The organism is Roseibium sp. RP-7 (assembly GCF_053005225.1).
In genome coordinates this window covers 1,312,636-1,324,567 of record NZ_JBRKQA010000002.1, presented here as the reverse complement: position 1 = coordinate 1,324,567, position 11,932 = coordinate 1,312,636, and the positions used below count along the sequence as shown (strand labels likewise).

Here is an 11,932-nt window from a genome sequence, read left to right as displayed (position 1 = left end):
GTTAGTCCTGCCCCTCGATTTCGCCGGTGACCACGTGCTCGAGACCGAGTTCCTCGATCGTCACGACAGCTTTCACCTTGAAGGATTTTCCCGCATTCGGGCCTGCTTCGCGCACCGCATTTTCGATGGCCTGCTGCGAGGTCACACCGACCTGCTTCAGGAACTTGCGCATGGACATGTTGAAATCTTCGCTCATCTTATTCTCCTGTTGAATGCGGCGCACATTGACGGCTCGCCCGATTGAAACCTACCCTAGCGGATCTGGCCAGCAACGTGAGGGAGGAGCGCGTGGGCTGCCGTGCCTTGATATTTCTTGCCGTTGCCCTGTCGGCCGGCATCCTGTTCCATAAACCGGGGATCGCGCAATCGCGGTCTTTCCGGATGGGCGTGCCGAACGCGATTGCGGAAACCGGCTTCCTCCAGTATCTGCTGCCGCGCTTTTCGCTCAAGACCGGGATCCGCATCGAAATCGTGGGTGACACGGAATCCTCCGAACTCAGTCTTTCGGAAGGCGCTTCCGGGGTTGCCGTGTTCTCCGGACTTGGCAAGACCTGGTTCCTCATGACCCATGAGGAAACCAACGAACACGCGATCCGCTTTCGGGACTGGCTGACCGGGGATATCGGCAGGCGCACGGTTGATGCTTTCGAGGAGGACGGCAAGCAGGTGTTCACCGCAGCGCTCGAACAGGTGGAGGACGACGGTCCGGTCGTCCTGTCCGGCGATGCGATCCGGGGTGAGGAACTGGCCGTTCTCCATTGCGGACGGTGCCATATGGTCAACGAGGCGACGCGCCTTACGACCATCGGTTCATCGCCTTCCTTCGCGGTGATGCGCAGTTTCTCCGACTGGCAAATGCGGTTCGAGGCGTTTTTTGCCCTCAATCCGCATCCCGCTTTCACGGTGATCGACGGCGTTACCGAACCTTTCGACATAAGCAGGCCATCGCCGATCGTGCCGGTGCAGATGACGCTTGAAGAACTCGAAGCGATCCTTGCGTTCGTTTCCCGCATTCCGCCGGCCGACCTCGGAGCCCCCATACAGTACCAGTGATCTTGTCTCATCCGGTTCAATGATCGCGCCGCATGCTGATGTAGTCGTCCGTCGTGCGAACACGTGGGCGCTCGGCGGAGGCGAACGGGTTGTTTTCCGAATGGTAGACGGCGTTCACCCGGCAGTCGTCGCACATCTGTATGAGCTGTATGGCCTTGTTGTCCTGGAACATGGCGTGTTTGCCGGCGAGCTTTTCCGTCAGTCTCATCACTGTTGACCGGACACCGAATGGCTTGCCGCATTCAACACAGTTGAACGGCTCTTCTTCCTTCAGCACCCTGGCGCGCAATGCGTCGTCCGAAAGATCAAGCCTCGGGTCCAGTGTCAGGGCCTTTTCCGGGCAGATTGTCGTGCAGATGCCGCACTGCAGGCAGGCATCCTCCTGAAAGCGCAGCTGCGGCGCATCGGGATTTTCCTTCAGGGCGCCTGACGGGCAGAGCGACACGCAGGACAGGCACAGCGTGCAGGCGTCCTGGTCAAGGACAACCGAGCCATAGGGGGCTCCTTCCGGAAGCGGGATGACCTTGCCCGGCTCGTTGAGCGTTTTGGCGGCAAGACGCGTGATTTGCCGGCGGGAGCCAAGGGGCAGGATCGGCTGCTTCGCGGTCACCGGAGACTGTTCGCGGTAAAGGATTTCTTCCAGCTCGTCCGGATCGGACGGGGTGATGAGGCAGACGCGGTCTTCGCCGGCGATCGCATTGGAAAGTTCAGCCTGGAAGGGCATGCCTTCCTTTTCCGTGGCTGGTGATAGCAACACGGTCACGTCGGCGAAGCCGCAGGCAAGTGCTGCCAGGCTTTCCGTATGGCCGAAACTGGCGATGGCTTCCATCTCCAGCGGAATGACATCTGCCGGCAAGCCCTTGCCGTAGCGCGCGCCCAGGCGGATCAGTTCTGCGCCGTGGCTGCTGTCGTTAACGAGCAGGCGCGGTGCGTCGGAGCTGAGCTTGCGCCAGGTTGCCGCCAGCGTTTGCAGGCGCTGGAAGGTGTGGCTGACGGGAGGAGCATCGTAGCTGATGGCACCGGACGGACAGACCGCCGAACAGCTTCCACAGCCGGCGCAGACCATCGTATCGACCGCAACACTGTCGCCGCCAGGGCTGATGGCACCTGTTGGGCAAAGATCCAGACAGCGCGTGCAGCCTGTTTTGCGGGCCCTGGAGTGAGCGCAGAGCTGCTCGTCCAGACGAACGTAGAGCGGCTTTTCGAAAGTGCCGACAAGTTGTGAGGCATCCAGGAGCACCTTGGTGAACGCGCCCGTATTGCCCGGGTCCGCCCGCAGGTAGCCTTCCCGCTTTTCCGGTGCGGGAAAGAGCGGCTGCCCCCGGCGGAGGTCCAGCACGATGTCGCATTCCGTGCGCCCACCGCTCTTGGGGTCTGTCCAGTTGAACGCGCCCCGCCCGCCGGGAATGCGTTCCTGCAGGGCATCGAAACCGACCTTGAAGTGGCCAAGCGCACCGGTTGCTGTTGTTACCCGGCCGCGCACGATGTCGAACCGCCGGTCGTCGGCAAGAGGCAATTCGTCGGCAGGGTCGAGAATGACTGTAACGCTCAGGAGCTCGCAAAGATGGTCTGCCGCGGTAAGCGCAGCTTCGCTGTCGCCAAGGATGAGGCAGGTGCCCTCCGAGGTAACGTCCACGACCTTTGCACCGGGTGTCGGCAAGATCGATTCGGCGAGCAGCGCGGCCATCTTGGGAGACGTGCTGCGGGTGTCGGCGGTCCAACCGGCTCGGTCGCGCAGATCGACAAAAAGAGGTTCGTCCGCTTCAAGGTCTGCGGCCAGATCCTCGAATGCCTGGCGTTCCTGCTGACACGCAATGATGACATTGCCCGCCTGAAGCGCTTCGGCAGCCTGCGCTGCTTCGCCGCGGCAAAGTTGCGTGTGAATTTTCGAACAGGGCAGTCCCGTCGCCTGTTCGATAAGCCCGGCGTCAATAGCCTGTGTATTCAGGCAATCGCAAAGCAGAAGCCTTGGTTGCGTCATTGTGTGCGCGTCCTCTCCCCCGGATCGTCCGAAACCGATTCTCTTGTGATTTGTCAGACAATGCCGAACCCCATAACAAGGGCGCGGAAAGGCGCGCGTCAAGTTCGACTTCTGCGGGGCTTGAAATTTATGTCGCTTGCTACAGCATTTTACGTAACATCAAAACAGAGTCGGATTGAACCGGCGGACGGGGAGGTAGGTGGTTCGTGACTAGGGAAAGAACGCGCGTCATGCCGGTGGGGGTTGTGGTGCGCAGGCTGCCTGGCGTAACGCGCTGGCAGAAGTGGACCTGGTTGCCGGTGTCCCTGCTGCCGGGAGCCGCGCCTGCGGACTGGAAAATGCTGCGGGCCGAAGGCGATGCGATCGAATACCATGCGACGACCTTGAGCCTGGAGCTGCATCACACCCAGACCGAAGCCTATCTGATTGCCCTGTCCGACAAGGTTCCCTCCGTCTACGTTGTGATGCGGGCTGCCCCGGAGCTGGCTCCGGCGATCCCCATTGAGGTGCTGCACATGACAGCGTCTGCCCATGAAGGCCTGGATTACGCGGATTCCGCCGAGGTCTTTGTCGAGAAGGTGCCAATGCCGCCAGGACTGATTGCCTGGGTCCGGGAATTCATTGACATGCACCACGAAGAGGAAATCTTCTACAAGCGCCAGCGTGACAAGCACCGGATCGACCTGGAGGAAGAAGGCATCGGTGATCCACGCATCCGGCAGCTTGCCGACGTTTACCGGGCGCCCGGCACCCGCAAGAAGGATACACTGCAGTGAACTCCGGCGACGACAAGCCAATGGATTTCTGGTCAAGGCGCAAGGCTGCGGTTCGTGAGGCCGAAGCTGCGGAGGTCGAGCGCCGGGACGCTGAGCTTGAAACCGCGAAACGGGTCCAGCTGGAAGAAAAGACCGACGCGGAAATCCTGGAAGAACTTGGATTGCCTGATCCCGACAGCCTGCAGAAGGACGACGATTTCACGCAGTTCCTGGCCAAGACCGTGCCGGAGCGTCTGCGCCGGAGGGCATTGCGCCGTTTGTGGCTGTCCAACCCCGTTCTCGCCAATCTCGATGGCCTGAACGATTATGACGATGATTTTACCGATGCATCGACCGCCGGTCAGGTGGTGAAGACCGCCTATGAAGTTGGTCGTGGATTCTTGAAAAAAATCTCTGAAACGGAGCCGGACGAAAACTCGGACGCTACGCAGGCCGGAGAAGGTGAAGTACTTTCCGGGCAAAGTGATTCTGCTGCGCCGCAATCGGAACAACTTGCTGCAGCGCAGCATACTTATGTCGAAAATGGAAAAACATCTATTCGATTGACGCAAAGAGACGAGAAGGTGCAAATTAGTGAAATTGGAACTATTGTGTCTGATGAAACAGCACTGGTCGAAACCGAAGAAGAGCGCCTGCCGAAACGGCGCCGAATGCGTTTCGACTTTGATTAATACTAAAGTCTAAGAAGTTTTTGCGCCAGAAAAGCACCGTGTGTGTGGGAGGAAAAGGCTCGAATGGCCGTTGTGGCGAGGGAATTCATTATCGAACCGGAAGATCAGGCCCGGTCCGAATTGTACGACTTTCTGGCACTGGTGCTTGCGCGCCCGGCCGGAGCCGAACTGCTCGAGCAGATTGCAGGCCTGCAGGGTGGTGACACGCCCCTCGGCAATGCTCTCAATGTGCTTGCCAGAATTGCGGCAGTGACGACGCCGGAGACGGCCGAGCGTGAATTCAATGCCCTTTTCGTCGGTCTCGGGCGCGGCGAACTGCTGCCATACGCCAGCTATTACCTGACAGGGTTCCTCAACGAAAAGCCTCTCGCAAAGCTGCGCCAAGACATGGCGGAGCGCGGGATTGAGCGCGCTGAAGACAAGCATGAGCCGGAAGACAACATCGCATCGCTGATGGAGATGATGGCGGGGATGATCCTCGGCCGTTTCGGCAAGGTGACGTCTCTCAGCGAACAGAAGAGTTTCTTCAACGCCCACGTGGAACCCTGGGCGATACATTTCTTCACTGATCTGGAAGCGGCCGGAACATCGGTGTTCTACGGTGCTGTCGGATCGTTGGGGCGCCAGTTCATGGAAATCGAGGCACAGGGCTTCGACATGATCTCGAACTGACGGTTGCATCTGAAATGGGGTGGCTTGGCCATCCATCTGCGAGAGGAGGAATGCGACAATGAAACGACCCGAAACGGCAAGCCCCGAAGAGGGTACAGGCCGCCGGGACTTCCTGAAGCTGGCGGCGATTTCTGCCCCGGTTGCCGTGACCACGGTAACCGCCGGAACCACCGCTGAAGCGGCTGAGCCCGATCTGGCTTCCGACAAGATGCAGGACACGGTTCATACCCGTGCCTACTACGACAGCGCCCGGTTCTAACTGGACCCTGTGAGACTTCCCCGGCCATGGTTGCGTGACGCCCGGACGCCGGTTCACAAATAACCCAGCCGTATCAGGTTCTGATACAAGCAAGGTAGGGCAATATGCTTAGGAAAAAGACCAATGGGGTTGCGCGACGCCCCCAAGGTGCAAGTATCCTGAAAGACGCTGCACACAAGTCGGTAGACCGCCGTACGTTCCTTAAGGGATCCGGTCTTGCCGCAGGCGGCCTAGCCGCCATTACCGTGACCGGAGGAACGGTCACCAAAGCCAAGGCACAATCCACCGGCGATGCCGTGAAGACCGTCAAGTCGATCTGCACGCACTGTTCCGTTGGCTGTACCGTTATCGCCGAAGTTTCCAGCGGAGTCTGGATCGGGCAGGAGCCCGGTTGGGACAGCCCGTTCAACCTGGGTGCCCACTGCGCCAAGGGAGCTTCCGTCCGCGAACACGCTCATGGCGAGCGCCGCCTGAAATATCCGATGAAAAAGGAAGGCGGAGAGTGGAAGCGGATCAGCTGGGATGAGGCGATCAACGAGATCGGCGACAAGATGCTGCAGATCCGCGAAGAAAGCGGTCCGGACAGCGTCTACTGGCTCGGCTCGGCCAAGCACAGTAACGAGCAGGCTTATCTCTTCCGCAAGTTTGCAGGCTACTGGGGAACGAACAACGTCGACCACCAGGCCCGCATCTGCCACTCCACGACGGTTGCCGGCGTAGCGAACACATGGGGCTACGGCGCCATGACCAACAGCTACAACGACATCCACAATTCCAAGGCGATCTTCATCATTGGCGGCAATCCGGCGGAGGCACACCCCGTCTCCCTGCTGCACGTGCTGCGCGCCAAGGAACAGAACAACGCACCGCTGATCGTCTGCGATCCGCGGTTCACCCGCACCGCGGCCCATGCCGACGAATATGTGCGCTTCCGTCCGGGTTCGGACGTTGCCCTCATCTGGGGCATTCTGTGGCACATCTTCGAAAACGGCTGGGAAGACAAGGAGTTCATCCGCACCCGCGTGTGGGGCATGGACCAGATCCGCGAAGAAGTTGCCAAATGGACGCCCGATGAAGTCGAGCGTGTCACCGGTACGCCGGAAAGCCAGCTGAAGCGCGTGGCGCGGACGCTTGCCAACAATCGTCCGGGCACCGTGATCTGGTGCATGGGCGGCACCCAGCACACCAACGGCAACAATAACACCCGTGCCTACTGCATCCTGCAGCTGGCTCTCGGCAACATGGGCACCGCCGGTGGCGGCACCAACATCTTCCGTGGCCACGACAACGTGCAGGGAGCGACCGACCTCGGCGTTCTCGCCGACACGCTGCCGGGTTATTACGGCCTGACCGCCGGCTCCTGGGCTCACTGGGCTCGTGTGTGGGAAGAAGATCTTGATTGGCTGAAGGGCCGCTTCGGCACCATCAAGGGTGCGGACGGCAAGGACAAGGCCATGATGAACCTGACCGGTATCCCGGTCAGCCGCTGGATCGATGGTGTCCTTGAAGCCAAGGAAAACCTGGAACAGCCGGACAACACCCGTGCGATGGTGCTGTGGGGCCATGCCCCGAACTCCCAGACCCGTCTGCCGGAAATGAAACAGGCTATGGAAAAGCTCGACCTTCTGGTCGTGGTTGATCCCTATCCGACTGTTTCGGCAATCCTGCACGACCGCACCGACGGCTGTTACCTGCTGCCGGCCTCGACCCAGTTCGAGACCCGTGGTTCGGTGACCGCTTCCAACCGGTCGCTACAGTGGCGCGAACAGGTGATTGAACCGCTGTTCGAATCCAAGCCCGACCACACGATCATCGCCATGTTCGCCAAGAAGTTCGGTTTCGACGACCGTCTCTTCCGCAACATCGGCATGGACGGGGACGAGCCGAACATCGAGGACCTGACACGCGAGTTCAACCGCGGCATGTGGACGGTGGGCTACACCGGCCAGTCGCCTGAGCGTATCAAGTCGCACATGGAGAACCAGCACACCTTCGACCGTACCACGCTGCGTGCAGTCGGTGGTCCGAACGACGGCGAGTTCTACGGCATGCCGTGGCCGTGCTGGGGCACCGCAGAGATGAAACACCCGGGAACGGCAAATCTCTACGACATGTCCATGCCGGTCGCTGAAGGCGGTCTGTGCTTCCGTGCCCGTTACGGCGTGGAGCGTGATGGCCAGAACCTTCTTGCGGAAGGGGTCTCCAACCCCGGTGCGGACATTCAGGACGGCTATCCCGAGTTCACCATGCAGATGCTGATCGATCTCGGCTGGGATGGTGACCTGACGGCCGAAGAGCGTCAGTCGATCGAGACTGTTGCCGGCGCTGCGGACAAGATCGGCACCGTGAACTGGAAAACCGACCTTTCGGGCGGTATCCAGCGCGTGGCGATCGCCCATGGCTGTGCCCCGTTCGGCAACGCCAAGGCGCGTGCCGTTGTGTGGACCTTCCCGGATCCGGTGCCGCTGCACCGCGAGCCGCTCTACACCAACCGGCGGGATCTGGTCGCGGACTATCCGACCTATGCCGACAAGTCGTTCTGGCGTGTTCCGACACTCTATGCGTCGATCCAGAAGAACGACTTCTCCAAGGACTTCCCGATCATCCTCACATCCGGCCGTCTGGTCGAATACGAGGGCGGCGGGGACGAAACCCGGTCGAACCCCTGGCTGGCTGAACTCCAGCAGAACATGTTCGTCGAAATCAATCCGCGGGATGCCAACAATCTCGGGGTGCGTGACGGCGCACAGGTCTGGGTCGAAGGCCCGGAGGGCGGCAAGGTCAAGGTCATGGCGATGGTTACCGAACGTGTCGGCGAAGGCGTTGCCTTCATGCCGTTCCACTTCGGTGGTCATTACCAGGGCGAGGACCTGAGGTCGAAGTATCCGAAGGGTGCAGACCCCTATGTGCTTGGGGAAAGCTGTAACACCGCTCAGACCTACGGGTATGACTCGGTGACCCAGATGCAAGAGACCAAGGCTACTCTCTGCAAGATCTCGGCAGCGTAAGGAGGACGACAAATGGCAAGATCAAAGTTCCTTTGCGACGCCGAACGCTGCATTGAGTGCAATGCCTGCGTCACGGCCTGCAAGAACGAGCACGAGGTGCCGTGGGGCATCAACCGCCGCCGTGTTGTGACCATCAATGATGGCAAGCCGGGCGAACGGTCGATCTCCGTGGCCTGCATGCACTGCTCGGACGCACCCTGCATGGCGGTGTGCCCGGTGGACTGTTTCTACCAGACCGAAGAAGGCGTGGTGCTTCACTCGAAGGACCTGTGCATTGGCTGCGGCTACTGCTTCTACGCCTGTCCGTTCGGCGCACCGCAATTCCCGCAAGCGGGCAATTTCGGATCGCGCGGCAAGATGGACAAATGCACTTTCTGTGCAGGTGGTCCGGAAGAAAACAACTCCACTGCAGAGTTCGCGAAATACGGCCGCAACCGTATCGCGGAAGGCAAGTTGCCGCTCTGCGCGGAAATGTGCTCCACCAAAGCCCTGCTCGCGGGTGATGGCGACGTCGTGTCGGCCATCTACCGCGAACGTGTGGTTGCCCGCGGCTTCGGCTCGGGTGCCTGGGGCTGGGGTACCGCTTACGGCCAGAAAGGCGGCTGATCCCTTGCGGGGTGAGGGTAGACCGGCACGCCGGACTGCCCGTCACGCTTGGGTGGATGCCTGAAAGAAACGTAGGCGGGGCGGCTTTACAGCCGCCCCGCTCGTCTCCGGTTGTAATCGACAATGAGGTTTGCGGTCATGAAACGCGTGACTATGGCTTTGCTTGTTCTTCTGGCCTTTCTTGGTGCGGGTCTGGGGACAGGGTTTGCACAGGATACGTCCGCCGACCGGTCGGCGACCGGTGGTGCGCAGACGCTTGAAGACATCATGAAGCGCCAGCGTGGCGAGAAGGTCGACTACGACTTCCGCCGCAACAATACCGGTGATCCGGACGACGCGGCGTCGATTTCCTCACAGCTCGGGACACTTGGCGGTGTCTCCGATCCGGAGCTCTGGCGGGCACTGCGGTATGGCTCCGCGGATGTAACAGTCTCTTCCGGTGGATTTGCAGCAACCGTTCTGATGCAGGATGGCGGCATGCGCTGGCTCGAATGGCGCAAGGGTCCGCTTGCCACTTATGGCGCCTGGCTGCTTGGCGGGACCATCGTGCTGCTGGCCCTTTTCTATCTCATTCGCGGCCGTATTCGCATCGATGGCGAGAAGACTGGCCGCACCATCACCCGCTTCAAGGCGATCGAGCGCTTCGGGCACTGGCTGCTTGCGGGATCCTTCGTCCTGCTTGGCATTACCGGCCTGTTGACGCTTTTCGGGCGCTTCGTGATCATCCCCATGATCGGTAAGGACGCTTTTGCGCCCGTCGCGCATTTCTCGAAGTGGATCCACAACAATGTCGCCTGGGCCTTCATGCTGGGCCTGATCATGGTGTTCGTGATGTGGGTGGCACACAACATACCGAACAAGACGGATGTAAAATGGATCGCCGTCGGTGGCGGGCTTTTCAAGAAGGGCGTGCACCCGCCGGCCAAGAAATTCAACTTCGGTCAGAAGCTGGTGTTCTGGGGGGTGATCGTCCTGGGCGCTTCGATTTCCGTTTCCGGTCTGTCGCTGCTGTTCCCGTTCGAAATGCCGATGTTTGCGGTCACCTTCGAAAAGCTCAACGCACTCGGCCTGCCGCAGCTGGTGGGTCTCGGTACATTGCCTACCGCGCTTGCACCGCATGAGGAAATGCAGTTTGCGCAGCTGTGGCACGCCATTGTGGCCTTCGTGATGATGGCGCTGATCCTGGCGCATATCTACATCGGTTCCATCGGCATGGAAGGCGCCTATGACGCCATGGGCTCCGGCGAGGTTGAACTGCAGTGGGCGAAGGAGCACCACGGTCTCTGGGTGAAGGAAGTCGAAGAAGCTGAAAAGCGCGAAGCCGCCAAACATTCAGGCGGCGACAGCGCGGTTCCCGCCGAATAGGCCCGGCGTGACATGCCGTTTCAGCCGGATCCCGTATGGTTGCTTGCACGGGTCTTCGGGCCCGCTGCCGGCTTCCTTCTGACGCTGGTCTCCGCAGCCGGGAGCGCCGATTTCCAGACCCTGAAGGGCCACGGCGGCCCGGTCATGGATATCGACGTTTCCCTTGAGACCGGGCAGGTGGCCACTGCCAGCTTCGACAATTCGGTCGGCATCTGGAAAGACCGGGTGCCGCAATGGCTTGAGGGCCATGCGGCGGCGGTCAAGGTGGTTCAGTTTCTGGACGGCAGCCATCTGGTGTCCGGCGGAGACGACAACGAGCTTATTCTCTGGAACACCCGCGATAACTCGAACCGGGTTCTGGAAGGGCACACGGCCAAGATCATGGGGCTTGCGGTTTCTCCCGACAAGACGATGATTGCGAGCGCAAGCTGGGATGCACGTGTGGGGCTGTGGCCGGTTGCCGGCGGCGAGCCGGCCTATCTTGCCGGACATGCAGCCGGGGTGAATGCGGTCGCGTTTTCAAAGGACGGGCGCCAGCTCTACTCCGCGTCGGTCGACGGGTCGATCAAGCTCTGGGATCTGGCAACGCAAAGTGAAAAGCGGGTCGTTGATCGCAACGGTTTCGGCATCAATGTCATTGCCATTGGCGGTGAGGGTGACCGGGAGAGCTGGATTGCCTACGGCTCCCAGGACGGAGTGACGCGGATCGTCGATATCGAAACCGGCGAACGGCTGCATGACTTCACTTTCGAGCGCCGGCCGATACTGGCCATGGCGGTCAGTCCGGATGGCTCACGTCTGGCGACCGGTGACGGTCATGGATATATCACCGTGTTCGACACGACGTCCTGGGCGCTTGAAACGGATTTCCGGGCAGCACTGAAAGGTCCGATCTGGGCGCTTGCCTTTTCGAAGGACGGCGATGTGTTGCATGCGGGCGGCATCGAGAACATCGTCTATTCATGGCCCCTTGCCGATCTTGCAACATTCGATCCGATGGCAACCGAGACACCGCAATTCCTCAAGAAACCGGAAGAAATGTCCAACGGCGAACGGCAGTTCGCGCGCAAATGCTCGATCTGCCACGCCCTGACCGGCGATACCGCGCGCAAGGCCGGGCCGACGCTTCACAACATCTTCGGCCGGCGTGCGGGCACTATTCCGGACTACCCCTATTCGGCGACCCTGTCAGGATCTGATATTGTCTGGTCGGAAACGACGATCGATCAACTGTTCCTGGACGGTCCGGATCACTATATTCCAGGGTCGAAGATGCCGATGCAGCGGATTGTGGAACAGCAAGACCGTGACGATCTGATCGACTATCTGAAATCGGCGACGGCGCCATCCGAAGGAGATACACAATGAAAACAATGCTCATCGCGTTTGCCGCCATTATCGTGATTGCCATCGGCGCCAACCAGGTTCTGGAGCACCTGCGGTTTTCCAGCGCCGACTTCACGTCCAGCCCGTCCGTGCGCTTGGGGGAATAACGATTACCCGCAATTCGACGGAAACAGGCGACGCCTGCTGCTAATCAC

12 protein-coding genes are annotated in these 11,932 nt (G+C 60.3%); 10 read left to right on the top strand and 2 right to left on the bottom strand.

The window, feature by feature from the left end:
- Position 1: 1 nt before the first annotated feature.
- Positions 2 to 196, bottom strand: coding sequence for a DUF6494 family protein (locus tag ACVDG9_RS20760; RefSeq protein WP_023003109.1), 195 nt, complete (start codon positions 194 to 196; stop codon positions 2 to 4).
- A gap of 92 nt (positions 197 to 288) precedes the next feature.
- Here ACVDG9_RS20760 and ACVDG9_RS20755 point away from each other — a divergent pair, with 92 nt between their 5' ends.
- Positions 289 to 1,053: a hypothetical protein gene (locus tag ACVDG9_RS20755; protein ID WP_208984239.1), complete on the top strand. Its 765-nt coding sequence runs from the start codon at positions 289 to 291 to the stop codon at positions 1,051 to 1,053.
- A 16-nt stretch (positions 1,054 to 1,069) separates the two neighbouring features.
- Here the strand turns inward: ACVDG9_RS20755 and ACVDG9_RS20750 are convergent, their stop codons facing one another.
- Complete coding sequence (locus ACVDG9_RS20750) at positions 1,070 to 3,034, bottom strand: 4Fe-4S binding protein (RefSeq protein ID WP_447238858.1); 1,965 nt, start codon at positions 3,032 to 3,034, stop codon at positions 1,070 to 1,072.
- A 206-nt stretch (positions 3,035 to 3,240) separates the two neighbouring features.
- On the opposite strand from ACVDG9_RS20750, the gene ACVDG9_RS20745 reads away from it, so the two are divergent.
- The 9 genes from ACVDG9_RS20745 to ACVDG9_RS20705 all read left to right on the top strand — a co-directional run bounded on the left by ACVDG9_RS20745 (position 3,241) and on the right by ACVDG9_RS20705 (position 11,884).
- Positions 3,241 to 3,810, top strand: a complete 570-nt coding sequence (locus tag ACVDG9_RS20745) for a DUF3305 domain-containing protein (RefSeq protein ID WP_208984238.1) — start codon at positions 3,241 to 3,243, stop codon at positions 3,808 to 3,810.
- Complete coding sequence (locus tag ACVDG9_RS20740) at positions 3,807 to 4,481, top strand: DUF3306 domain-containing protein (RefSeq protein WP_447238857.1); 675 nt, start codon at positions 3,807 to 3,809, stop codon at positions 4,479 to 4,481. Before ACVDG9_RS20745 ends, ACVDG9_RS20740 begins: the two co-directional genes overlap by 4 nt.
- A 63-nt stretch (positions 4,482 to 4,544) precedes the next feature.
- Complete coding sequence (locus ACVDG9_RS20735) at positions 4,545 to 5,153, top strand: TorD/DmsD family molecular chaperone (protein WP_055656785.1); 609 nt, start codon at positions 4,545 to 4,547, stop codon at positions 5,151 to 5,153.
- A gap of 58 nt (positions 5,154 to 5,211) precedes the next feature.
- A complete protein-coding gene (locus ACVDG9_RS20730; RefSeq protein WP_023003115.1) occupies positions 5,212 to 5,412 on the top strand; it encodes a hypothetical protein in 201 nt (66 codons plus the stop codon).
- Positions 5,413 to 5,516: 104 nt separating this feature from the next.
- Positions 5,517 to 8,420 (top strand): formate dehydrogenase subunit alpha, encoded by a 2,904-nt coding sequence (locus ACVDG9_RS20725; protein ID WP_447238856.1) that lies wholly within the window; start codon positions 5,517 to 5,519, stop codon positions 8,418 to 8,420.
- A gap of 12 nt (positions 8,421 to 8,432) precedes the next feature.
- Positions 8,433 to 9,026 (top strand): formate dehydrogenase FDH3 subunit beta, encoded by a 594-nt coding sequence (fdh3B, locus tag ACVDG9_RS20720; protein ID WP_006937368.1) that lies wholly within the window; start codon positions 8,433 to 8,435, stop codon positions 9,024 to 9,026.
- Between the two features lie 138 nt (positions 9,027 to 9,164).
- The gene (locus tag ACVDG9_RS20715) at positions 9,165 to 10,391 is read left to right on the top strand and encodes a formate dehydrogenase subunit gamma (RefSeq protein ID WP_055656237.1); all 1,227 of its coding nucleotides are present in this window, start codon (positions 9,165 to 9,167) and stop codon (positions 10,389 to 10,391) included.
- A 12-nt stretch (positions 10,392 to 10,403) separates the two neighbouring features.
- Positions 10,404 to 11,759, top strand: a complete 1,356-nt coding sequence (locus ACVDG9_RS20710; RefSeq protein ID WP_447238855.1) for a c-type cytochrome — start codon at positions 10,404 to 10,406, stop codon at positions 11,757 to 11,759.
- Positions 11,756 to 11,884: a hypothetical protein gene (locus tag ACVDG9_RS20705; RefSeq protein WP_023003119.1), complete on the top strand. Its 129-nt coding sequence runs from the start codon at positions 11,756 to 11,758 to the stop codon at positions 11,882 to 11,884. The genes ACVDG9_RS20710 and ACVDG9_RS20705 overlap by 4 nt, the downstream gene beginning before the upstream one ends.
- The last annotated feature ends 48 nt before the right edge of the window (positions 11,885 to 11,932 follow it).